Below are 23494 nucleotides of genomic sequence, written 5' to 3' on the forward strand. Positions count from 1 at the left end.
GACCCGAACTAGACGTGGACGGCGCGCAGCGCGGTATCGACCCCTTCAAGCAGACGAGCCGCATGATCCGGAGTGAAGACCAGGGGCGGCCGGATCTTCAGGATATGCGCATCCGCCCCCGTTGCGGAAATCAGGATGCGCTGCTCGCGCAAGGCATTAACGGCAGCGAGCGCGCGGTCCATGTCCGGCGTCTTGCTCTCGCGGTCCTTGACCAGTTCCACGGCGAAATAGAGTCCGGCGCCGCGCACATCGCCGACAAACTCATACTTCGCCTGCAAGTCGCGCAGGCCATCGAGGATCTGTCCGCCCACCTTCACCGCATTCTGCATCAACCCCTCTTCATGGATTGTATCGAGAACGGCCTGTGCTGCAGCAATGGCGACGGAATTGCCGCCAAAGGTGTTGAAGTAACGCATGCTGGCACCGAATTCGCTGACGAGTTCCGGCCGCAGCACAAGGCCCGCAACCGGATAGCCGTTACCCATTGGCTTGCCCATGGTGACGATGTCCGGATCCACCCTGTGACGCGCGTGCCCCCACAGGTGGGTGCCGGTACGCCCGAAGCCGGATTGCACCTCGTCGGCGATGAACAGCCCTCCCGCCTTGCGGACCACTTCGGCAACCGGTGCCAGAACATCGGTGGGTTCGGTGTAGAGGCCATCGGAGGAAAAGACGGAATCCGCGATGAAGGCAGCCAGACCGCCGCCGTGGCGCTGCAGGTCGGCGATCTGGCGCGCGACATCTTCGGCCATCCTCCGGCCGATTTCGGCGGCGGGCAGGCGATAGGAATCCGGTGCCGCGACGGTACGCAGATAGGGATCGAGCGCCGATTTCTTGCCCAGTGACGGTGAGATCGCCGCCACAGCACCGCTGTTGCCGTGATAGGCCTCGGAGGTGACGATGACGCCGGTCTTACCGGTGTGGAAACGCGCGATGCGAAGAGCAAGGTCGTTGGCTTCCGACCCGGTGCAGGTGAACATCGCGCAGCCGTTCCGGCCGAGTTCACCGCCGAAGGTGCCGATCAGAGCTTCGGCAAAGTCCAGCAAGGGCTCCTGCATGTAGCGTGTATGGGTGCAGAGAGTTTCCATCTGCTTGCTGATCGCCGCGACGACGCGGGGATGGGAATGGCCGAGCGAGACCACGTTGTTGTAGGCGTCCAGATATTCGTTGCCGTCGCGGTCATAGAGAAACACGCCCTTCGCCCGCGAGATCTGCACCGGCGACTTGTAAAACAGCCGGTATGCGGGTCCGAGCAGCCGTTGCCGCCTTGCGACATGCGCCAGGTCTTCACTTTCGAGATGGGCTGCATCCTGAGGGTTGAAGCCATTCGCCATGTCGCCACGGAAGCCTTTGGGCAGGGGAGCGGTCTGCTTGGACATTTCGGTTCCTATCGGGTCAGGAGTTGGGAAATCTGCGCGGTCGAGAGTGCGTGAAACCACGCGAGGTGAGCCCATCCAGCCTCAGTATGACGCAGGATGTAGTGGCTGTTCTGGGGGAAAATTTCAGCGCGCCAGCAGGTCAGAAGGGCCCGGACCGCGAGCCGCCCCATCGCCAGGAAGGGGATGAGGCGAAGTTCCTCAGCGGTCAGGTCGGCATGGCGCAGATAGCCACGCAAAACGTCGCGCGGTTCGTCGAACAGATCGCACCGGCCCGCAGTATCGATGTTCTTCGGCATCTGGTTCATCAGCGCTGTCGAGACATCGACGGCGATGGCCGTGCGGACCGCATCGCCGAAATCGATGACGCCGGTCAGGAACTGCGGACTGGCGTGATCAACGACGAGGTTCGACGTATTGAAGTCGTTGTGCAGCACCTGCCGCCGGCACAGGTCAAGCTGCGGCCTGATTTCCGCAAACCGCTCCAGCGCACGGGTGACCCAGTCCCGTTTGGGTCCTTCGGGAATGAAGCACGTCAGGTCGGCGAGATCGAGCAAGTGGGTGACATCCCAGGCCAGCGTCCGGCCGTCGGCCGGATGGGAAAAGCCGGCCATGGCGTGGCGCAGCTTTGCCAGCACTTCACCGATCTGCTCCCGCTGCGGGGTGGTGGAGGTCGTCCGGTCGAGCGGTGTCCCGGGCAGAAAAGTGATGAGCCGCACGGCGCGCCGCTCGCCGGCGCGGGTGGTGATGATGGGCAGATCAGAGCCATTCAGGTCACGATGGGCACGGGGGACCGGCAGGTCAGCTGCCTGCGCCTCAAGATGACGCAAAAGCGCGACCTGAAAGTCGAGTTCCTCCAGCTGTTCAGAGGGATGGGCGATCTTGAGCACGAACCGCCCCCGCTCCTGACCGTCGATCAGGAACGTATCGTCCTTTTCGGTGTCGAAGCGCGTGGCTGCGCCCGGCAGGTCATAGAGCCGAACAGCGATGTCTTCGGCTTCAGCGGCGTCCACCGGGCAGCAGGCTTCCGACAACTCGGAGGCGCGGGCAGGTCGGGGCGAAGGATTGTGACCCATTTTCCACTCGATTTAAGGGGTGTCCCAAGGCTGGCCAGCAGCATGGAACTTGCGTACCCCATATCCATAAATTGTACAACAATAATATCATTCGGAGTGATCTATATGCAAGAGTGCGACACGTCAGAAAGGTAAGGATGAGTGGGGTGGCGCATTCTTTTGATGTATGTGATTTCATTTAAATAACTGTTTTTTATATATATTTTGTAAACTCCGAGCATGAGTTCGCTGCCCTCCAGATGGCGTGTGTCGTTCGACTCAATCATAAAATTGTTGTACAATATGTTGCAATGATCGCGACGCTGTGCTTTTTTAGACCTGCAGGCTGAGCTGAGTCAGGCGAGCTGGAGTGTTCCGTCTGTCATGGCTGCCCTCAGGGGGCGCCGTGCCGTGAAATCTTGAAGGGATACCCACCATGGCCAAACTTCGGTCGAAATACGTCACCTTTGACTGCTATGGCACGCTCACCAACTACGATATGGCCGGGGCTGCCCGGCGCGTGTATGGCGAACGCCTCTCGCCGGAAGCCATGGCAAGCTTCGTCGAGGCATTCAGAGGCTATCGGCTGGACGAGGTGCTCGGGGCATGGAAACCTCTCGCCGATGTGGTGCACAATTCCGTCGAGCGCAGCTGCAAGCGGATCGGTATCCGGTTTGACGCCGAAGACGCGCAGCGCATCTATGACGAGGTGCCGTCTTGGGGGCCGCACCCGGATGTTCCTGCGGGTCTTGCCCGGGTTGCCAAGGATATCCCGCTGGTGATCCTGTCCAACGCGATGAATGATGTGATCATGTCGAATGTGGAAAAGCTTGGCGCACCCGTTCACATGGTCATCACAGCTGAAGAGGTTGGCGCCTACAAGCCGCTCATGAAGGGCTTTGAATACATGCTCGACAAGCTCGGTGTTGGCCCCGAGGAGATCACGCATGTCTCATCTTCGTTCCGCTATGACCTGATGCCGGCCTATGATCTGGGGATCAAGAACAAGGTGTGGGTCAACCGCGGCCATGAGCCTGCCAACCCGTTCTACGAATACACCGAGATCAAGGGTGTCGGCGAACTGCCGGCCGCCTTGGGTCTTGAGCCCGCGCCGCAGCAGGCCTGAGGCCTGCTCGAACGCTTTTTCCATCTGGTAAGGGACCGGCGGGTCCATCCGCCCGGTTCCCGAGGTACACTTCCGGCAATGGCACGCTGAAATGACTGCGTGTCTCAGGAGTTCTTCATGCCTGCACCCCTGCTACATATTGAGTCCAGTGCAGATCTGCCTCGCGAGGCGGATGCAGTCGTCATAGGTGGTGGCGTGGTGGGTGTATTCACCGCTTACTATCTGGCGCGCCGGGGTGTGCGGGTTGCCTTGCTCGAAAAGGGGCGCGTTGCTGCTGAGCAATCGAGCCGGAACTGGGGCTGGTGCCGCCAGCAGAACCGCGACGCCCGCGAACTGACGATGGCCACGAAGAGCCTGCAACTTTGGGAAAATGTTGCAAGGGAGACCGGGGAAGACACCAATTTCCGGCGTTGCGGCCTGCTTTACCTTTCTCAGGACGAGAGCCAGCTGGCCACTTGGGAGGCGTGGCGGGATTTCGCGCGTACAGCCGGGGTGACCACATTTATGCTTGGCGCCGAAGAGGCCAATGAGAGAGGAAAGGCGACCGGACGGCAGTGGAAGGGTGGCGTATTCTCGCCAACCGACGGAACCGCTGATCCCTCGCGGGCGGTGCCCGTGGTCGCGCGCGGTATCATGGCTGCAGGCGGCTCTGTGCATCAGTTCTGCGCTGCCCGGGGCATTGAGCTGAGTGCAGGCCGGGTCAGTGGGGTGGTCACCGAAAAGGGCACAATCGCCACGAAGACGGTTGTCATGGCAGGTGGCGCTTGGGCGTCTTCCTTCTGCAATCAGCTGGGATTCAAGTTCCCCCAGGCCACCGTGCGTTCAACAATCCTGGCCGTTTCCCCCGGAGCACCGGAACTGCCTGCCGCCCTTGCCGGGCCGGACGTTGCCATCACACGGCGCGCCAATGGTGGCTATACCTTGGCGATCGCTGGCCGGGCGCGCCTGGACCCGACACCTCAGCAGCTCCGCTTCGCGCGGGATTTCCTGCCCATGTTTGCACGCCGCTGGCGCAGCCTCTCCCTTGGCGGACTGGAGGGATGGCGTCAGGGCCATGAAACCTTGAGAAAGTGGTCGCTCGATGACGTTACGCCAATGGAGCGCAACCGGATTCTCGACCCAAGGCCCGACATGGCACAGGTTCGGCTCACCTATGAGCGCGCCTGCAAGCTCCTTCCGGAGATCCGGGACCTCTCCATCGCCAATTCCTGGGCAGGCTATATCGACAGCACGCCGGATGGCATTCCCGTGATTGGCGAGATCGAAGGGCTTCCGGGCTTCATCCTGGCGGCTGGGTTCAGTGGCCATGGTTTTGGCATCGGGCCAGGTGCAGGGCATCTGATCGCAGACATTATCACTGGGATGCCGCCAATCGTGGACCCGGCCCACTTCCGTCCCGAGCGGTTGCAGACAGCTGCCTGGGGGAAGGTTGCCGAGTTCTAGAGTTCCGGCCGGCAAGCGGCGAGTTGATATCCACGGCAAAGGGCCGCTCTGCAGTTCTTGGAATGGGAACCGCCATGAAACTCGACAGGACCGACATCAGGATTTTGGCCGAGCTGCAGAAGAACGCGCGAATCACCAATGTCGAGCTGGCCGAGTTGGTCAATTTGTCGCCCAGCCCCTGCCTGATGCGGGTCAAGAAGCTCCAGGCGGAAGGCTTCATCACCGGGTATAGCGCCCAGATCGACATGGCGAAACTCGGGCAGACCCTGACGGTTTTTGCGGAAATAACGCTACGAAATCACAGCCCCAACTCTCTCGCGCACTTTCTGGAAGCTGTCGAAAAAATTGAAGCGGTTGTTGAGTGCCACCTGGTCTCGGGCGGATATGACTACCTGGTGAAATTTGTTACGGTCGGCGTCAGTGAGTATCAGGCAATCATCGACCGGCTGATTGAACTTGATATAGGCATCCACAAGTATTTCAGCTTCGTGATTCTGAAGTCCCCGATCGTGAAAACACAGATGCGCGTTGAGAACATTCTCAACGTCTGAAGGCGGTCGGCCGCGACGGGAGGTGTGCCGGGAAGGGGGCTTGCCGCCCCTGAGTTTGGGTGCCTGGACAGCCGGGAGGGGCCATCCGCAAAAACCGCTACCCCAAATGCTGCACTGCCGCAACCTTATGCGGCAGTGGGGTGGGGGAGTTCGCGGCCAAATGACGCGGCAAGTCTGCCATGACGGCGCCATTCTGGAATTTCTGCGGAAATCGGCGTACTGCGGCGCCATGACGATCAAGACACCCAATGCGGCTACTCCGGTTTTTGTCATTGCTTCATGATGGCCTGACAGCGTTGTGTATACAGAGATGGTGTTTACCAGTCAGTGCCGTGCTTTGAAGCGGCTTCAGGTGGTATGGGTTTCTGAGGTGATTGATGCCTGTTCTGGTGTCTTTGTCAGCGTCTTTCCTTTGGGTTTGGCATCGAAAATGAGGGGGCTTTTCTCTGTCCGCCGGTGAAAGCTTGGAGCGCCTTGCCGTCCATGTTGCGGTTGTGATGAGGGCGTCTTGTTTTGCAGATGGCGAGCATTCGTCGAGCACGGTGTGGCGGAAGCGCTCGGCGGTGCCGTTGAATTACGGCCGCCTGATTTTGGTGGTGCGGTGCTAGATTTCCCCGAATTGCAAGAAAAGTTCGCAAGGATGTTGGTCCAGTCGGCTGCGGGGCTCCCCGCCATTGCCGGAAGGCACCGTCTCGATCCTGCGTGATGGGCTTCGAAGGTGGGGATGACGCTGTTACAGAGAAGATGGGTGGCTGTGCCCGGCAGCTTGGAGGGATAGAACCTCATACAGGCACAGTGGGAATGGCAATCAATGGCCGGCGGCATGTAGATCTAGCCGGCTCCCTTCAGGCCCCCAAAGAAGGCTCTGATGGCAACCGGCGTGGAGTGAGCAATTTCAAGGCTTGATGCGTTCACATCTAGGCAGGCTGAACACCGGTTTCAAATGCGCCCGTGATTGTCATGTGGGACACAAGTTCGCCGTCTTGATTGTGCGCTTGAATGCGCATTGCGATGAACCCCAGATGCGGCTTGGATCTTGAGGGCCGGATCTCTGCGATCTCCATATCCATATGAAGAATGTCGTCAGCATAGACTGGTCTTGCCCACACCAGCTTTTCGACGCCGCCCCCTGCGAGCCCCTTGATGGATGTCCGTTCGTAAAACGGCCCCACCAGGAGGTTCATCGCGGCAGCGGTGTGCCAGCCGCTCGCAGCCAGCCTGTCAAAGAGGGCATGCTCAGCGGCGGCCTCGTCTTCCAGATGGAATGGCTGGGGATCAAATCTCTGCGCAAATGCAATGACCTCCTCACGGGCCATTGTGTGCTCTCCCAGGACAAATGTGTCCCCAACCTTCAAGCTGGAGAAGGTCAAGTCCGGGTATTGCCGGGAATCGGGCTTGGAATTGCTGTTCATAAATCCTCCCGTTCGTGAGGGCCTGCAAACGGGGCTGCGGCCCAGCCTGCAGTCGCTGACACCTTGCGTCCCTGTGCGGCGCCTTGCTAGGCGGCGGAGATCCCCCCGTTGAGCGACACGACCTGGCCGGTCAAACGCGCGGTGGCCGGGGAGGCGAGATAGGTCACCAGTTCTGCAATCTCCGCAGCATCAGGTAGCCCCAAAGCGGCTTTCTCGGCCGCCTTTGCGAAAACTCTCGCGGCAAAGGGTGATGCCAGAATTCTCTGTTCGGAACCCGTTCCGGTAACCAGCGAGGGTGTGACGACATTGACGCGGATTCCATCGCGCTTGGCTTCCATAGCAAGCGTCCGGGAGAACATTGTGATCGCCGCCATGGCGGCGCCGATGACGGCTTCGCCCGGGGTGGGGACCTTTGCTGCGTCGGATGCGATGCTTATAATCACTCCACCGCCACGCGACTTCATGCCCGCCAGTACAGCCTTGGCGAGATGCATCGGAGGAAGCGCGATCCCGGTCAGCCCTAGCTCGATGTCACGCATACCCATATTACCGACCAGGGCCAGCATTGACTCCGCCGTCGTCGCCGAAACAGCTATGTCCACGGCGCCAAATGCTGCCTCTGCTGCGGCAACGCCGTTCGAGACCGAAGTGGCATCCATGGCATCGCAAGAGAAAAACTGGATCTCAGCGGGGCCGCGCAATGCCTCTATGGCCGCCTTGCCGCGTTCGGAGCTTCTGGCCGCCAGCATAATCTGACGCACGCCTTTGTCCTGAAGAGACCGGGCAACGGCCAAGCCAATCCCGGACGTTCCACCAAGCACGAAGGCGGATGCTTCATCAAAGGATACTGCGCGGGGCTTGGAATTACTCATTTTTCCTCTCCGGGATCAAATTCGGACTCATCAGCTGGGTGAGGTTTACCACCTTGGAATAATTTACACAACACATGTTGTGTTAATGGACTATTGTTGTATATATAGTCTTGTGTCGATCTTTTGGTGGGTGACCTGGGAGGAGTCATGATGTCAACGGAGTCTGGACGGGCTGATGATGCAGCCCATGGAATGTCAGGTGCCGCAAGATACGGATTGACTGCAGGCCTCAGGGTTGAAGAGGCAACTCTCATTGCTGATGCGCTGGCTTGCTGCATGCCCCTGAAGGGGCATGGCACCGGGGTGATACAGGGCAATCCGAAACGCAGCCCCTTGAACCTGCTCAAGAACCCGCTCACGGAGGCGTACGCGCAAGGAACGCTTCGCCGAAGTCTGTCCTCCCGCTTCGCATCCACGGATGCCGTACTGACCGATTGGCATGCATGCGCAACCCGTCATGAGGACGCCTGACATGGTCATCATGACGAATACACCAGCCATCGCTGCTGCTGCCGAGATTAAACCCGGTCGCTATCCGGAATTGAGCAATGCGCAGCTTTACCTTCGAGTGACCGAACAACTGTTGGCCGACTGGAACCTGAAACCGGGCGATATCGACGGCATACTGGCCGCGCCGCTCGACATGGCGACGCCCTCGCCGAAGATATTCACGCATGAGATGCTTGCGGAGGAACTGGCGCTGACCCCGCGCCTGGGCGTGACGATGTCCGCCGGCGGAGCCACCTACGGATACATGGTTCAATATGCGGCGCTCGCTGTTGCGGCAGGAAAGGCCGAGGCCGTGCTGTGCGTCGGTGCGGGCAAGTTTGCCAAGATGAGCCCCGCTGTGGCCGAAACCCTGATCAAGTCGGTCTGCGACCTCGAGTTCGAGTTCCCTTATGGTGCCGTCATTCCCGGGCTCTACGCGCAATATGCCTCGCGTTATATGCATGAGTTCGGCGTCACGCCGGAAGACATGGCCGCAGTTTCTGTCTCGAGCCGCAAGTGGGCGAAGTTGAACCCGGTCGCGCTGACCTATTCAAAGCCGGAAATTGCCATCTCCGATGTCTTGGCATCGCGCATGATTGCTTCGCCCTTCCACTATCTCGATTGCTCAATTCCCTGTGAGGGCGGAGGGGCCGTGCTGGTCGCAAGCGGCGAGGTCGCGCGCCGGATATCGGCGCAGCCGGCTTATGTCCTGGGCATGGGCGAGTTCCATGGTCACGGCTATGTCAGCCGCAACCCGAACCTCGTCGATTGCGGTGCAGCCCGCGCGGGCGCTGACGCCTTTCGCCAGGCAGACCTCGCACCATCGGACATCGACCATGCCCAGATCTACGATGCGTTTTCGATCAATCCGCTCATGTTCCTGGAAGATCTCGGGTTCGCAGCCAGAGGAAAGGCGGCCGAGCTTTTCCACTCTGGCCGCACCGCACCGGGTGGCGATTTTGCCGTGAATACCTATGGCGGCCTCATCGGATATGGCCATGGCGGCGATGCGTCGGGGATGTCGATGATTGTCGAGGGTGCGCTTCAGGTCATGGGCCGTGCCGGTGGGCGGCAGGCCAAAGCGGAACGTGCGCTCGTCCACAGCTACGGAGGCATGATGGCAGAGCATTCGACCTTGATCTTGGGGAGGAGCGTCTGATGTTGCGAGGACCGGTTCCCCCGATGACCGACGCTAGCCGTCCCTATTGGGAGGCTGCCCGTGAGAACACGCTGCGCCTGCCAAAATGCGAGGCCTGTGGAGAGATGTTCTTGCCCCCGAGAAACGCCTGCCCGGCCTGCCGTTCGGACAAGATCGTCTGGGTGACTGCCAGAGGAGAGGGCGAAATCCTGTCTTGTTCGGCAGTCTACATGCAGCCCTTTGAGGGCTATGCCGGCGAACTTCCCTACGTGCTCGCCATCGTGCGCCTGGTTGAGGGCCCGCAACTGATGACCAACATCGTCGATTGCGACGTCGAGGCGCTTCGGATCGGTGACCCCGTGAAGGTGTGTTTCGAGGAACGTGCAGATGGAGCGCGTATCCCGCAATTTCGGCCGCTTCCGGCCAAAGTTTGAAACTGAAGAGGAGACATCCCCCATGAACATTCAAGCCTCGATGACCGCCGACGGCATCTCCTCCCTGCCTCTGGAACCGAGTGCAGAGGAACGTGCGATCCGCGAGTCCGTCTCCGCGATTGCTTCCAAATACGGCCCTGAATACTGGGCGGAAAAGGTCAAGGCCAAGGAGCCGATGAACGAACTGTTGCGGGAACTGGGCACCGCCGGGTTCCTTGGCATCCACCTGCCCGAGGAATATGGCGGCGGCGGCCTCGGCATCTTTGAACTTTCCATGGTGATGGAAGAAACTGCGCGTCAGGGCTGTCCGATCGCCGGGCTTGTCTTCTCGTCGGGTATCGGCGCCCCGATCATCGCCCGCCATGGCACGGAGGAGCAGAAGAAGGCCTGGGTTCCCGGCCTTGCAAGCGGGAGGCAGCTCTTTTCCTTTGCGATCACAGAGCCTGACGCGGGATCCAACACGCACAACATCAAGACGACGGCCGTACAAAAGGGCGGCAAGTGGATCATCAACGGACAGAAATACTGGACGACCGGGCTCAATCTCGCTGACAAGGTTCTGATCGTCGCGCGCACCGGCACGGATGAGAAAACCGGCCGCGGATTGCTCTCCCTGTTCCTTGCCGACGCAGATTCGCCCGGTATCAAAAAGACGGTCATTCCGTCCTTCATGCATATTCCCGAGCAGTCCTTTCAGGTGTTCTTCGACAATCTCGAAGTGCCCGAGGACCGCCTGATCGGCGGTCTGCACAAGGGGCTTCACACGGTGTTTACCGGGCTGAACCCTGAACGCATCGTCGCCGCGACCAACATCATGGGCATTGCGCGCTATGCACTCGACAAGGCCGCCAGCTATGCCCGTGACCGCTCTGTCTGGGGCAAGCCTATCGGAACTCACCAGGGGGTCGCGCATCCCCTTGCACGGGCAAAGATTGAACTTGAGCTTGCGGCGCTCATGGCGCGGAAGGCCGCGCTCATGCATGACCATGGACTGCAGGCCGGAGACTGCTCGAACATGGCGAAATTCGCCGCCGGCGAGGCTGCACTGCACTGCATGGACGCAGCGATCGGCACGCATGGCGGCAATGCCGTCGCTCTGGAATACAAACTGATGCCTTACTGGCCGATGGTCCGCATGACCAAGAATGGGCCGGTCTCACCTGAAATGATCCTCAATTATGTTGCGCAGACCATGCTCGGACTGCCCCGCTCTTACTGATGCTTGAAGGGAGGAGAAAGCCATGGGAGGAGTCATGTGGAGGCATGACGGGCAAAAGACACTGCTGAATTTGCTGGCAGAAGCCCTGAAAACGTCACCGGACAAGGTCTTTTTGGACTTTGCCGGCGACAAATTCACCTATGCCAATGTCGAAGAGGAGTCCAACCGGCTTGCACACGGACTGCGTGAGTTAGGGGTCAACAAGGGCGACCGGGTTATCGCGATCCTCGATAACACCATCAACTTCGTTCTGACCTGGTTCGCGGTCAACAAACTCGGCGCGATCTTCGTGCCGATGAATACCCAGCTGAAAGGCGAGTTTTTGCGCCATCAGGTCCATGATGCGGCGGGGGCCATCATTGTCGCCGAAAATCACTACTGCGACAACATCTTCGCTATCGAACATGCGCTATCGGAGGTTCATTCGCTTGTGACTCCCAAGCGGCAGGAGCCGGGCTCGACCTCGCTTCGGCTTCACACCATCGGCTCCCTCAAGCTGGAGGATTCCTCGCCCCTTGGCGTCGAGGTCACGCCAAGGGACATTTCTCTGATCATCTACACATCCGGAACGACGGGGCCCTCCAAGGGGTGCGTCCTTCCGCACAACTCGGTGGCCAATGGTGGCAAAACGAATGCATGGATGGCTCTTCAGGGGCCGGACGACATTCTTTGGACACCTGCACCACTCTTCCACATCGCTGCCGGCGTTGCGGGCCTCATCGGCACACTCAGCGCCGCCGGGACAATGTCGATATACCCCCGCTTTACACCGAACGGTTTCTGGGAGGAAATCGAACGCAGCAAGGCCACGCATATCCAGATGTTGAGCGTGATGCTCACAATCATCCCGCAAATGCCGGAGACCGAAGCCGAGAAGCGGTGCCGGGGGCAGGTGAAAGTGCTCTTTGGAACGCCGCTTCCGGAAGCGTTGGTGGAAACATGGCGCAGCCGCTACGGGATCAAACTGGTTGCTTCGCCTGCCTATGGATCATCCGAGTGCTTTCCCATCACCTGCATTCCGGTAGACCGGCCTGGGCCAGACGGATCGTCCGGCAAATGCGCCCCGGATGTCGATGTGCGCATCTTCGACGACAACGGTGACGAGTGCCCTACCGGTGTGGCCGGGGAAGTGTGGGTGCGGCCGCTTAAGCCAGACGTCATGTTCAAGGGCTACTGGGGGCGCGCCGAGGCTACGCTGGAAGCCCTCGACCAGATGTGGTTCCACACAGGCGATATCGGCAAGTTCGACGAAGATGGATATTTTTACTTTATCGACCGCAGCAAAGACTGCTTGCGCTACGGCGGGGAGAACATCTCCAGTTTTGAGCTCGAGAACGTCTTCATGGAACATGAAGCCATCGCGGAAGTGGTGGTTCACGCAGTCAAGGCCGCCAGCGCTGAGGACGAGGTCAAGGCCACGATCGTCCTGAAGGAGGGCGCCAAGATCACTGAAGAGGAGATCTGCCGCTGGTCGATCGACCGTGTGCCGGCTTTCGCCGTCCCGCGTTACATCGAGTTCCGCGAATTCATCGAACGAACCGGCAGTGGCCGCGCTCAGAAGTTCAAGCTGAGAGAGCAGGGTGTGACACCAAATACCTGGGATCGCAAACTCTCCGGCATCCAGATCAAGAGGATCAGGCCGAATGTCAAACAGAACGCAGATTGAGGCGCGCCTGAAGAGCGAAATCGCGCCCTTCGAGATAAAGGCCGAATTGCCGGTTAATCGCTGGGCAATCCGGCGTTGGTGTTCGGCGATCGGCCTGGACTACCGGTGCTACCTCGACCCTCTGCAGGTCGACGCGCCGATGGCGATGCTGCATTTCTGGACCGTTTGGGAAACGACACGCAATCCGATGTCGGTAAACCAGCGTCTGCGCTGCGAAATGACATCGGCGGGATATCCGGCCATTGTCGCCACGAACTACGAACTCGAACAGTTTCATCCTGCCCGGATCGGCGAAACGCTCGCAACCTGCATCCGGCTTGAGGACATCTCGGAGGAGAAGCAGACCCCTCTCGGCGCAGGCTATTTCGCCACCGAACTGCACGAGTTTCTAAGCGAGAAGAGCGGCCTTTTGGGACAACTCCGCATCCGTTGCCTGTTCTTCAAGCCCGGCGCATCTGTTGCGTCCAGGTCTGGCAGCGCGGGCGCGAAGCCCGCTACAACCGCGGCTGCACCTGGTGGGGTCGAGATCGCTCCACTCGACGTTCCGGTCAGCGCGACAAGTGTGATCTCCGGCGCTCTGGCGTTCAACGATTTCGAGTTGGTCCATCATGATCGGGATGTCGCACAGTCGCAGGGACTGCCTGACATCATCATGAACAGCGCCACCAGCCTGGGGCTCGTTTATCGCTATGCAACGGAGACTGCGCCGCCCGGCAGGAAACTTGCCCGTATCGCCATGAGACTCGGCACACCCTGCGTTCCTGGAGATATGCTTTCGTTCTCCGGACGCAAAAGTGCTGAACTGGATCTCGAAATTAGGGCGATAACTGGGCGAGGAGAACACCTCAGAGCCACGGCTGGCTTTTCTGTGGGCGCAGCAGCCGATGACAAACCTTTGTCGGCGTTGAAACCGGAGGCGTAAAGATGAAGGCTAGCTCAGGCCGTTCGGAGGGCCGGGCGCTCGTTTGGAGGAATTCGGCGTCTATCTGGCCGGGTATCCGCAGCGCGGAGCGGCGTGACAGCCTCTTCAGTATTGCCCGTGCTCCCAGGATAGCCTATCTAACAAACCCTGTCCGGAACGCTATGAGTAGAGCTTTTGCCCTCAGACAACCCCATTTTGGTTTCTGCCCCGACGACATCCATACGTGAAGCGCAAAAAGAGCTGACACGGCAGCGGATCATTGATGCTGCGTTTGTGCTGTTTCAGCAGTTGGGTTTTCGAAGCACGACAATTGATAAAATTGTCAAGCACGCGCATGTGAACCGAACAACCTTCTACCTGCACTTCAAAGATAAAATCGACGTGGCCATCGAGATCGGGCGGAGGCACTCTCCTGGCTTTGTCGCCGAATTTGATCGGCTCATATCTCTCAACGCTGCGACTCCTCAAACGGTAGAAGAGTGGGTCAGAGGCTTCCTCGTCATGAGCGGAAACGAGGACCTGAAACTCGTCAATTACGTTCTCAGCGAGGCAACACTGGCCGACCCGGCATTCGCCCTGGAGTTCAGTATTTTTCTGGAAAGATTAGGGAAGCGTCTTATACGCCAGTCTCTGGGGCACCTTCCGGCTGAGGAAAAGGAGATCCGAGTAGCGGAATTTATTTCGGCCGTCATTCTGATGAATAAGTACACGACTCATACGAGCTTGCAAGACGTCGCGTTTTTTGGGCCGGGATTTGAGGGCGTTATCGCCGGAATGTTGTTGAGATCCCTGTTTGCCTCAAAAAAATAATGGCTTCCGTTTCTGCAACAGGCCGGTGTTATGCTTTGAAGGGGGAGGCAGTGCTTAAGCGCTCGCGGCTTTTGCGCAGAACAGCGCTTTGCGCCGCTTCTTAATTTGGTCAATGAACAGGCGCGCACGAGGCAGCCAGAAACCATCCCGAAGGTGACTGCCACGGGCGCTGTGATCATCGCATGAACTTGGGCGAGCGGCGCATTCTTCTACCGCCGCTCAGGCGGCGTTCCGGCCGGCTCAACCGACGTGACGACAGACATGCCGGGGCGCAGGTGGCCCAATGCAGGCTGGTTGTCATCGATCGAGATCCTGACAGGCAAGCGCTGGACGACTTTCGTGAAGTTTCCGCTTGCGTTATCTGCGCGCAGAACGCTGAATTCGGAACCCGTTGCCGGTGAAATCTCCTCGACATGGCCTGTCAGGCGAATACCATTTGCCCCATCGACCGTAAAATGCGCCGGGTCACCGACCTGCATATTCGCTGTTTGGGTTTCCTTGAAATTTGCAACCACCCACACCTTGTCCGGTACAAGATAGGTCATCTGAGAACCGACAGAAACATACTGACCCGTTCGAGCGGATGCCTCGCTAATCTGGCCGTCCCTTGGTGCGCGGATTGTGGTGTTGGAAAGATTTATCCGTGCGAGTTCGACGCTGGCTTTTGCAGCATCCACATCCGCGTCGAATTGGGCGGTGGAAATCTCCGCCGATAAAAGCGCCTGATGCGCATTTTCAAGCTCTGCCTCAGACCGTTTCAGATTGGCTTCGGCAACACTGGCGTTGCTTCTGGCCTGATCGAGCTCGCGCTGACTGGAGACGTTCCTGTCATGCAAAGAGCGTATGCGATTCAGATCATTGGCCGCGCGTTCATTTTCTGCCTGCGCCTGAGCCACTCCGGCTTCTGCAGAAAGGATCGCCGCCCGCTTCTGCGCGATGGTCTGCTCGAGATTTTTTCTTTTGGCCTTTGCCCCTGCCAGTTGCGCTTCAGCCTGATGAAGCTGCTGGATGAAGATCCTGTCATCGATCCGGTAGAGAACGTCACCAGCTTTGACGTGCTGATAATCACGCACTTCTGTACTGGTGATATATCCACTAACTTGCGATGCAAGCACAGTAACCTGACCCTTTACGTAGCTATTGTCTGTCGTCACGGTTGCCGTCTTGAACGGGAAGAGGTTCCAGGCCCACAAAATCACACCGCCCCCAGCCAGGAACACCAAAAGCATGATGATTAAGGTTGATCGTTTGGCATGGATCTTTTTGGGTGGAGCAATGCCGCGCTGGTCATCACGGTTTCTCTCGAGGGCAGTTGAAGCCTCGTTTGCGGCTCCATTCGAAAGATCGGCGATATTGTGTGTGCCGGGATCTCGCATGTTCGCGTGGTTTTGATTTTGTGCTTGAGACAGCATATCAATCCTCAGATTGTCCCTGCCGAGGCAGCAGAAGGCTTGGCAGCGGTTTTTGATTTTCTGATTTGGAAAAAAATGTCCACGATCGACCAAAGCAGATAGGCTATTGCGATGATGGCATTCAGAACGAAGACATCGTTGTAGGCGCGGACATTTGCCTCTCTCGATGCCTCCTGGCCCAGAAGTGCTATGCCTGTTGCTTGATTGAGCAGAGGGTCGGTTGCGACGCGCGCCTGACTCTGCCCGTACAGCTGAAGCCGGTTCGCGACCGTCGGATCTGTGGGGGCGGCGTTGCTGTTGATCGAGGCTGAATATTCATGCTGACGGAACTGTTGATAGGTCCCGAACACCGCGCTTCCTCCAAGCCCGCCGATGGCTTGGGTCAGGCCGAACAGAACCACCAGCGTGATGATATATTCTGCGCCTCTCGCGAGCGCCTTCATCGCGGCTATAAGGAGGATCGGGGCCAGAAACATGGCTCCGGCTATCGCCACGAGAAACTGACTCAACATCATATTGTGGGCGCGAGTAAGAGTACTCGACCCGTAATCTATAAAGCTCGCCGCGATGATAAGAATTATCGATGCGAGAATCTGAAGCATAATTGTCTTCGGTGAGAATGTGAGAGCGCCGATAAGCATTCCCACGACAGTCCCAAAGAAAATTACCACATTCAATTCTATGAGCTGGTCGGGCCCGGTTCCGAGCGTGCGAAGGAGGCCCATCGCGGCATAGGTCTGTTCTGATAGAATGAGGCGCATCGTTAACGCGCCCAGAACGAACCTGATGACTTCCATACTGCCGAGCCACCGGGTCTGGATCAGCGGACGCTCGCGATAGTGCTCAATATAAAGACCGGTCAGCAGTAGCGCCAAAGCCACGACAAGGGCGTAACCCATCCAGGGTTGCTCCGTCCACCACTGTATCCTCCCTTGAGCCAAAACTGCGCCAATCAATCCGATTGCAGGCGCAAGGCATACAAATGTCAGGAAATCCAGCGGCTCGATCACCTTGATCCGAATGCTTGGGGGGAGCTTCAAGGCAAAGATGCCGGCAAGGCAGCATAGGGCCAGTCCAAACTCAAACCGGTAGAGAATCTGCCAGCCGCCATCCCTCAACAGGGAAGGTGAGATGATGTAAGCCAAAGGTGTTGCAAGCTGTAATATGCCCAATGCAATGCAGAGGCCTTTTCCCATCTGGCTCTTGGGAAAGGCCTGAAGAAGGTACATGATGCCGAGCGAACTCATGGGAGCCGCGGCAAAGCCGCTCAGGATGCGCGTGAGAAGCGCCATTCCATAGCTATCCGCCACGAGATAAAGTGAAATCATTGCCAAGTTGGCGATGATGGCGATCTCTGCGAAGCGCCGAACGCCATATTGTTGCCGGGCCTTGAAAAGTATCAGGTTTGCCGATGCGTTGACCATAACGTAAGCACCCGTCAGCCAAGCGCCTTCTACGGGTGTCAAACCCAGCATTCCCTGAACCTGCGGCAGATTCACGGTGAACATGGCGTTGGCAAGCGCGCCCGTCAGCGTCACGAGCAGGCCGACGAGAAAATATGCGATCCGCATGCCCATGGAGTGACTGGGCGTCGACGCAGACCCCGGTATTGTAGGGCGCTCATCCTCCGTCCAGTTCGGAAGCGGCTCAAGGAGGGGGGGCTCGTACTTCACAGAGCCTCACGGGAAGAAGAATGGATCTGCGTTGCCGCATCGGCTTGCTTGGAAAGCTTCTGCAGGACCTTGATCGTTACTTCGAGATCCTCCTGACTAATATCTCGAAGAAGCGTTTCGCGAGCAGCCTCCAGAACTTCCTGAATAGCTTCAATATGTGGCTGAGCCGCAGGCGTGAGGCGGAGGTGATTGGCACGGCGGTCTCCCGGCACCGGATGCCGCTCAATCAGGTTGAGCTTCTCCAAACCGTCAACAAGGCGAACGGCCGTTGTATGCTCGATCTCCAGTTCCTTCGCCAGATCACCTTGCGTCCAAGTCCTGGGCTTTGAAAGGTGAACAAGGGCGCGCGCCCTTGAAAGAGTGAGGCCATGACCGCGAATCTGGGCGTCGAAGTAGTTGGTCATCTTCCGTGCAGCGAAAGAGAGTTCGCCGAAAATTTCAGACGGATCCACGGCAATCTCACTTATGTAGCGATACACATTTATGATATGCACATAATCGGTGCTGACTCTCAAGTCAAGATCATGTGAAACGCAAATCCTGGCGAGCCTGCCTGCTAAGAATGGGGAGAACGCGGTTGGTCCGGCGGGCCAAATCCGGTATCAAAGTCATTCGACTTAATTCAGAATGAGCGTGAATGAGGCGGAGAAGAAAGTGCTGCGAGAGCCTGTAGAGAAAGAAGAAGATAGATACTTCAGTGCTCCGGTTTTCTCCGTCGCCCCCATGATGGACTGGACTGATACCCACTGCAGGAGCTTCCACCGGCAGTTTTCGGCGCGGGCGCTGCTTTATACGGAGATGGTGACGACCGGGGCGGTGATTCATGGGGACCGGGAGAAGCTGCTCGGCTTTTCGGGCGCGGAGCATCCGGTGGCCTGTCAGCTGGGCGGGTCGGAGCCGCAGGATCTGGCGGCGGCGGCGCGGATCGTCGAGGACTTCGGCTATGACGAGGTGAACCTCAATGTCGGCTGCCCGTCCGACCGGGTGCAGTCCGGCTCTTTCGGCGCATGCCTGATGCAGGAGCCGCAGCTGGTGGCCGATTGCGTGGCGGCGATGAAGGCGGTGGTGAAGATCCCCGTCACGGTGAAATGCCGCATTGGCGTCGATGATCAGGACCCGGAAGAGGCGCTGGATGCCTTGGCTGACCGGGTGCTGGCGGCGGGCGTCGATGCCCTCTGGGTGCATGCGCGCAAGGCCTGGCTCAAGGGGCTCAGCCCCAAGGAAAACCGCGATATTCCGCCGCTGGATTATGGCCGGGTGCGCCGCCTCAAGGCGCGGCTGCCGCAGCTGTTCATCGGCATCAACGGCGGCATTCCTTCGCTTGATGCCAGCGAAGCCCTGCTGGCGGAGGCTGACGGCCTTCCCGGTCTTGACGGGGTGATGCTGGGCCGCGCTGCCTACCACGATCCGGCGCTGATGGGCGCAGTGGACCGGCGGATCTACGGGCTGGAGACGGGCGATGTCAGCCCGCGTCAGGCCATCGAGGCCTATATTCCCTATATCGAGGACTGCCTGTCGCGGGGCATCCGCCTGTCGCACATCACGCGCCACATGCTGGGGGCCTTTACCGCCGTTCCGGGCGCGCGCCTCTTCCGCCGCATCCTCACGGTGGAGGGCGTCAAGGCCGGAGCGGGCCTCGAAGTACTCACTTCTGCCCTTGCTGCCCTTGACGAGGCACAGGAAAGGGCGGCAGATCGGATTGCGGACAGCGCCGCCTGATCAGCTCTCTGAGCGGATGGGCTGACCGCGCGCCCGCACTTTTCGATCTGCCCGCCAGCGTCCTTTCAAGAGGCCCCCATGGATATGTCCCTTCTCACCGGCGAGACGCTGGGTCTCGTTGCCGCGCTCGTTGCCTCCGGCATCATCGCCGGGCTCATGGCGGGGCTCTTCGGCATTGGCGGCGGGGCGGTGCTGGTGCCGGTGTTCTATCAGTTCCTGGCCATTGTCGGCGTGGATGAGGCGGTGCGCATGCATGTGGCGGTGGCCACGTCGCTGGGCATCATCGTGCCCACGTCCTTGCGCTCCTTCTTCGCCCACAAGGCACGCGGGGCGGTGGACATGGAACTGCTGAAAAGCTGGCTCATCCCGCTGCCGCTCGGCGTTGTCGCGGCCTCGCTTGTGGCGGCGCATGTGTCGGGGCAGGGGCTCAAGGGCATCTTTGCGGTGATTGCGGTGGCCGTCAGCCTGCGCATGTTCTTCAACCGGGACAGCTGGCGCCTCGGCAGCGATATTCCGGGCTTTCCCATCCGCCCGCTCTGCGGCGCGCTCATCGGCTTCTTTTCGACGCTCATGGGCATCGGCGGCGGGGTGATGAACAACACCTTCATGACGCTCTACGGCCGCCCGATCCATCAGGCGGTGGCGACGTCTGCAGGCACCGGCGTGCTGATCTCCATCCCCGGCGTCATCGGCATGGTCTGGGCCGGCTGGGGCGAACCTTTGCTGCCGCAGTTCTCGCTGGGCTATGTCAACCTGTTGGGCGTTGCCGTCATCATGCCGCTGACAACTCTTGCCGCCCCCTATGGTGTGAAGCTCGCACACCGCATGCCCAAGCGCGCGCTCGAGCTTGCCTTCGGCACCTTCCTGATGCTGGTCGCCATCCGCTTCGGCATCAGCCTGCTATAAGGATTTTTGGTTCTTGCCAGCCCTCTCCATCGTCATCCCGGCCAAACGCAGTGCGAGCCGGGACCGGTGGGCCGGGGTTGAAGTTGGTTCTATGGCAAGAACCGAAAGACCGTGGCTCACCGGCCCCGGATCTCCGCTACGCTCTCGTCCGGGGTGACGATGGAGAGGGAATGCCTGAGGTCAAGAGCCCTCACGGCTTCAGCACCAGCCGTTCGCCCTCCACCTGCCAGCCGGACAGGCGGGAGAGGGCGCTCATGCCGAGGAGGCTGGTTTCGAGGCTGCCGGGGCGGGCGACGAAGCCGCGCACGTTGGACAGGGAAATGCTGCCGATGCTGACCTGTGCCAGATTGACCGGCGCCACCATGGTGCGGCCATTGGCGGTGGATACGGGCACGGAATAGGACAGGCTGGCCGGGTCGATGCCCGAGGCCTCGGCATCGCGTTCGGTCAGCACCACGGCCGAGGCGCCGGTATCGACGAGAAACCGCACCTTGTTGTCATTCACCAGCGCTTCCAGCTGAAAATGGCCGGAGGCATCGCGCATCACGGCGACGGTGCCGTCGGTCTGCGGCACGGTCATGCCGGGCGCCAGCGCTCCCAGAATGCGGTAGCCACCGGCCACCAGCTCTGTCCGGTAGGTGTAGCCACCCACGAGCACAAGGCCGAGCAGGCCCCAGACCACGACAGCCCGCAGCACTTCGCCCGCACGCGGCGCGCCAAAGACAAGACTTGCCATCACCACGCAGCCGATGGCCGACAGGGCCACGATGCGCGGGGTTTCGGAGGTGCTGGAAAAGGTCTCTTCCAGCATGGGAAATTCAAAGAGATACGTCAGGCCGGCCGCAATCATGACGAGCACGAGGACGGCCAGTGTAAGTCCATAGATCTGCCGCATGGGTGCTCCTGATCAAGTGGCCGGGACGGGGGCAGGGCTGGAAATTGCACCAAGGGAGGCACCCATCCGCGCCCGCCGTGCGTCAAGCTCCGCCATCACCTTGCGGCGGTGCTCCGGGGCAAATCCCGCCCAGCCGGCGATCTCGTCCAGCGTCCGGGCGCAGCCGTGGCACAGCCCGCTCGCCGGCTCCATGATGCAGATCTTCACACAAGGGCTCTCAATGCCCGCCATCGGTCCATCCTGTTTCCTGCAACTCCCTTGGCCTAGCGGCCTCCCATCACAATCTCAACCGGCGTTGTCACCAAAGTCACAGGCAATGTCACGGCGATGTTGACCGTGCCTGTCACAAAGCTTCCAAGCGTGCGGCCGGTGCTGGCCAGGGCGCCGCCGTCCCCATTGGGAACGTCCAGTTTGTTCTGGCCCAGAACGGAGGATAATTGTGGCGCGATGGCGGCGAGGGCGGCAAACTTGGAGTGATTGGTCGGGTCCGGCCCCTTCAGATCGGTGAGATCAACGACAACCGCGCCGAGCTTGGCCAGCGCTGCATCATCGTCATAGCCGCCCACCCGTGCCATCCCGCCTGCAATCAGCCGGGAGACGCCAAGCGCCCTGTCATCGCGCGACAAAAGCAGGATCAGGGGGCTTTTCAGCTTGCCGATGCGCTGCATCTGGTCCTTGAACACATCAAGATCAATGTCGGGTGCGGCCAGAACCACCTGGTTGATGCGGCTCCGCTGGGCCGGTGTCATCTGGCGCAGCGTCTCCATCAGCAGCCATGTGCCCATGGAATGGGCCAGAATGTTGATCTCCGCCGCGCCACTGGCGGCAAGGTCCTCAAGGGTTGCCTGCAACTCGTCGCGCGCCACGGTGGCGCTGTTGAGGTCATAGACATAGTCGCGCACATCCCCGCGCGAGGCCCAGGTGAACAGCACCGGCACGCCGGGGAAGGCGGAATCATGCACCACCTGTGTGAAGCGGTAGAGCCCTTCGGCAAACAGCGTGTTGTAGCCGTGGATGAACAGCATCACGGACCGCTCTTTCGGCGGGCGGGCGGCCAGTTCGCTCTTCAGCGCCTGCCGGAAGGCCGTTGCATCCTCAAGATAGCCGGTGGACCGGGGCACCATTTCCTTTGCCGGGTCGCCGGGAAGAACGGCAGGCCATTCGATCGCACCGGAGACATGCGTGGGCGGCACGGAGATGACAGCCTGCGCAAAGTCGCGTCCGCCGCTCCGCTCTCCGTCAAACAGGGTGTTGGGCGTGTCCGTGCGGCTGCGCGTGGTGGCGATCAGGATCTTGTGGTCCTTTGCGCCGGGGGCAGGTTTGTCCGTGGGCACCAGCGCCCCGGAAACCGGGCGGCTTGCGCAGGAACACAGCAGAAGCCCCACAAAAGACATGCTGAAACTGCGGCGTGACAGAAGCACGGAGTTTGTCATCAGAAGGCTGTGTCCCTTCAAGTCCAGGCCAGAAGCCCGCAAAGAAAAACGGTCAATGTGACCTGCTGAATGGCTCCTAACACGTCTCCTGTGATCCCGCCAATTGCTTTGAGTGCCAGTTTTGCTGTGAACACGGCACTATAAACTGCAAGACCCAATCCAAGTATGACCCCGAAAACAGGTTGCACACTGAACAGGCAAAGAAAAACCAGCAGCGTAAACAGTCCGCCTTCAAGGGCAGCTCCCGGTCCCGGCACGCCGAAGCGGGCGCCCAGCCCGTCCGGCCGGGCGGAGGGCTGAGCGGTCCACTGCCAGAGCATCAGCGTGCGGCTCAGCATCTCCGCCGCCACCAGCACCAGCATGGCCGCAGGCGCGCCAGTGCGTTCCAGCAGGGCGGCGGTCAGTGTGATGCGCAGGGCCAGGAACAGGATCAGCGCCATGGCACCGAAGGCGCCGATGCGGCTGTCCTTCATGATCTCCAGCCGCCGCTCCGGCGTGGCCCCACCGAAGAAACCATCCGCCACATCCGCCAGCCCATCCTCATGCAGCGCGCCGGTCACGGCAGCTGCCGTCATCACGGCGAGCGTGGCAATGGCAAGTGCGGGCAGGGCGGTGAGGGAAAGCAGCCCCAGAACCAGCGCTGGGATGAGACCGGTCACGGCCCCTGCCAGAGGCATGGCCCTTGCGATTCTCCGGAAGTCTGGAACGGCGGCCGGATCATCCAGCTTGTTGATGGCAGGCAGCGGCAGACGCGAAAAGAAGCGGATGCAGGCCGCCGTATCGGCGGCGAGTTGCCGCAGCCACCCGCTGCGCTCTGGCGTGCTTTCAGGCTCCTGCGGCTGGCCTTGCGGTGTCATGCGCCCTCGCTGTCTGCCATGGCGGTTGTCTTTTGCCGGAGGAGCCTTATAGAACGGCAAACCTTTGGCGCCAATCGCTGCCCGCA

At 59.9% G+C, this 23494-nt stretch carries 22 protein-coding genes; 11 read left to right on the forward strand and 11 right to left on the reverse strand.

The genetic code is table 11. From position 1 onward, the window contains the following. Positions 1 to 8 precede the first annotated feature (8 nt). The gene (locus IF10I1_RS05315) at positions 9 to 1379 is read right to left on the reverse strand and encodes an aspartate aminotransferase family protein (RefSeq protein ID WP_186424387.1); all 1371 of its coding nucleotides are present in this window, start codon (positions 1377 to 1379) and stop codon (positions 9 to 11) included. Positions 1380 to 1387: 8 nt separating this feature from the next. Next, positions 1388 to 2452 (reverse strand): phosphotransferase, encoded by a 1065-nt coding sequence (locus IF10I1_RS05320; RefSeq protein ID WP_186393872.1) that lies wholly within the window; start codon positions 2450 to 2452, stop codon positions 1388 to 1390. A 415-nt stretch (positions 2453 to 2867) separates the two neighbouring features. On the opposite strand from IF10I1_RS05320, the gene IF10I1_RS05325 reads away from it, so the two are divergent. The 3 genes from IF10I1_RS05325 (at position 2868) to IF10I1_RS05335 (ending at position 5551) form a co-directional block, all read left to right on the forward strand. Continuing rightward, entirely contained in the window at positions 2868 to 3557 is a 690-nt protein-coding gene (locus tag IF10I1_RS05325) for a haloacid dehalogenase type II (protein WP_050471180.1), read from the forward strand. A gap of 117 nt (positions 3558 to 3674) precedes the next feature. Continuing rightward, positions 3675 to 5000 carry an FAD-binding oxidoreductase gene (locus tag IF10I1_RS05330; protein ID WP_186393871.1) on the forward strand — a complete coding sequence of 442 codons (1326 nt, stop codon included), beginning with the start codon at positions 3675 to 3677 and terminating at the stop codon, positions 4998 to 5000. 74 nt (positions 5001 to 5074) lie between these two features. Next, a complete protein-coding gene (locus tag IF10I1_RS05335; protein ID WP_186393870.1) occupies positions 5075 to 5551 on the forward strand; it encodes an Lrp/AsnC family transcriptional regulator in 477 nt (158 codons plus the stop codon). A gap of 917 nt (positions 5552 to 6468) precedes the next feature. On the opposite strand, the gene IF10I1_RS05340 is transcribed toward IF10I1_RS05335, so the two are convergent. Both IF10I1_RS05340 and IF10I1_RS05345 read right to left on the reverse strand, forming a co-directional pair. Beyond that, entirely contained in the window at positions 6469 to 6963 is a 495-nt protein-coding gene (locus IF10I1_RS05340) for a MaoC/PaaZ C-terminal domain-containing protein (RefSeq protein WP_186393869.1), read from the reverse strand. An 86-nt stretch (positions 6964 to 7049) separates the two neighbouring features. Further along, positions 7050 to 7835: an SDR family NAD(P)-dependent oxidoreductase gene (locus IF10I1_RS05345; RefSeq protein ID WP_186393868.1), complete on the reverse strand. Its 786-nt coding sequence runs from the start codon at positions 7833 to 7835 to the stop codon at positions 7050 to 7052. A gap of 472 nt (positions 7836 to 8307) precedes the next feature. On the opposite strand from IF10I1_RS05345, the gene IF10I1_RS05350 reads away from it, so the two are divergent. The 6 genes from IF10I1_RS05350 (at position 8308) to IF10I1_RS05375 (ending at position 14513) form a co-directional block, all read left to right on the forward strand. Continuing rightward, positions 8308 to 9483, forward strand: a complete 1176-nt coding sequence (locus tag IF10I1_RS05350) for a thiolase family protein (protein ID WP_186393867.1) — start codon at positions 8308 to 8310, stop codon at positions 9481 to 9483. 23 nt (positions 9484 to 9506) lie between these two features. Further along, complete coding sequence (locus IF10I1_RS05355; protein WP_186393866.1) at positions 9507 to 9896, forward strand: Zn-ribbon domain-containing OB-fold protein; 390 nt, start codon at positions 9507 to 9509, stop codon at positions 9894 to 9896. Continuing rightward, positions 9850 to 11115 carry an acyl-CoA dehydrogenase family protein gene (locus IF10I1_RS05360; protein ID WP_244293693.1) on the forward strand — a complete coding sequence of 422 codons (1266 nt, stop codon included), beginning with the start codon at positions 9850 to 9852 and terminating at the stop codon, positions 11113 to 11115. The genes IF10I1_RS05355 and IF10I1_RS05360 overlap by 47 nt, the downstream gene beginning before the upstream one ends. Positions 11116 to 11137: 22 nt before the next feature. Beyond that, positions 11138 to 12781, forward strand: coding sequence for an AMP-binding protein (locus tag IF10I1_RS05365; protein ID WP_186393865.1), 1644 nt, complete (start codon positions 11138 to 11140; stop codon positions 12779 to 12781). Then, positions 12759 to 13703, forward strand: a complete 945-nt coding sequence (locus tag IF10I1_RS05370) for a MaoC family dehydratase N-terminal domain-containing protein (protein ID WP_186415363.1) — start codon at positions 12759 to 12761, stop codon at positions 13701 to 13703. The genes IF10I1_RS05365 and IF10I1_RS05370 overlap by 23 nt, the downstream gene beginning before the upstream one ends. 174 nt (positions 13704 to 13877) lie before the next feature. After that, on the forward strand, positions 13878 to 14513 hold the full coding sequence (locus IF10I1_RS05375; RefSeq protein WP_186393863.1) for a TetR/AcrR family transcriptional regulator: 636 nt from the start codon (positions 13878 to 13880) through the stop codon (positions 14511 to 14513). A gap of 209 nt (positions 14514 to 14722) precedes the next feature. Here the strand turns inward: IF10I1_RS05375 and IF10I1_RS05380 are convergent, their stop codons facing one another. The 3 genes from IF10I1_RS05380 to IF10I1_RS05390 form a co-directional block, all read right to left on the reverse strand. Beyond that, positions 14723 to 15925 (reverse strand): HlyD family secretion protein, encoded by a 1203-nt coding sequence (locus tag IF10I1_RS05380; RefSeq protein WP_208977371.1) that lies wholly within the window; start codon positions 15923 to 15925, stop codon positions 14723 to 14725. 8 nt (positions 15926 to 15933) lie between these two features. Then, positions 15934 to 17502 (reverse strand): MFS transporter, encoded by a 1569-nt coding sequence (locus IF10I1_RS05385; protein WP_244284750.1) that lies wholly within the window; start codon positions 17500 to 17502, stop codon positions 15934 to 15936. Positions 17503 to 17594: 92 nt separating this feature from the next. Continuing rightward, positions 17595 to 18113, reverse strand: coding sequence for a MarR family winged helix-turn-helix transcriptional regulator (locus IF10I1_RS05390; protein WP_244284749.1), 519 nt, complete (start codon positions 18111 to 18113; stop codon positions 17595 to 17597). 112 nt (positions 18114 to 18225) lie between these two features. Between IF10I1_RS05390 and dusA the strand changes: the two genes are divergently transcribed. After that, entirely contained in the window at positions 18226 to 19317 is a 1092-nt protein-coding gene (dusA, locus tag IF10I1_RS05395; RefSeq protein WP_208977372.1) for a tRNA dihydrouridine(20/20a) synthase DusA, read from the forward strand. A gap of 84 nt (positions 19318 to 19401) precedes the next feature. Continuing rightward, positions 19402 to 20223 carry a sulfite exporter TauE/SafE family protein gene (locus IF10I1_RS05400; RefSeq protein ID WP_208977465.1) on the forward strand — a complete coding sequence of 274 codons (822 nt, stop codon included), beginning with the start codon at positions 19402 to 19404 and terminating at the stop codon, positions 20221 to 20223. Between the two features lie 190 nt (positions 20224 to 20413). On the opposite strand, the gene IF10I1_RS05405 is transcribed toward IF10I1_RS05400, so the two are convergent. Genes IF10I1_RS05405 through cobS form a run of 4 tightly spaced genes read right to left on the reverse strand, consistent with a single transcriptional unit; the run spans position 20414 to position 23408 of the window. Next, entirely contained in the window at positions 20414 to 21118 is a 705-nt protein-coding gene (locus IF10I1_RS05405) for a TIGR02281 family clan AA aspartic protease (RefSeq protein ID WP_050471183.1), read from the reverse strand. 12 nt (positions 21119 to 21130) lie between these two features. Continuing rightward, positions 21131 to 21349, reverse strand: a complete 219-nt coding sequence (locus IF10I1_RS05410; RefSeq protein ID WP_050471184.1) for a DUF1289 domain-containing protein — start codon at positions 21347 to 21349, stop codon at positions 21131 to 21133. A 32-nt stretch (positions 21350 to 21381) separates the two neighbouring features. Next, a complete protein-coding gene (locus IF10I1_RS05415) occupies positions 21382 to 22512 on the reverse strand; it encodes an alpha/beta hydrolase (RefSeq protein WP_208977373.1) in 1131 nt (376 codons plus the stop codon). Between the two features lie 56 nt (positions 22513 to 22568). After that, positions 22569 to 23408 (reverse strand): adenosylcobinamide-GDP ribazoletransferase, encoded by an 840-nt coding sequence (gene cobS / locus IF10I1_RS05420; RefSeq protein ID WP_186393859.1) that lies wholly within the window; start codon positions 23406 to 23408, stop codon positions 22569 to 22571. Positions 23409 to 23494 lie beyond the last annotated feature (86 nt).

Source organism: Pannonibacter sp. I15F10I1 (genome assembly GCF_900185665.1).
GTDB lineage: Bacteria > Pseudomonadota > Alphaproteobacteria > Rhizobiales > Stappiaceae > Pannonibacter > Pannonibacter indicus.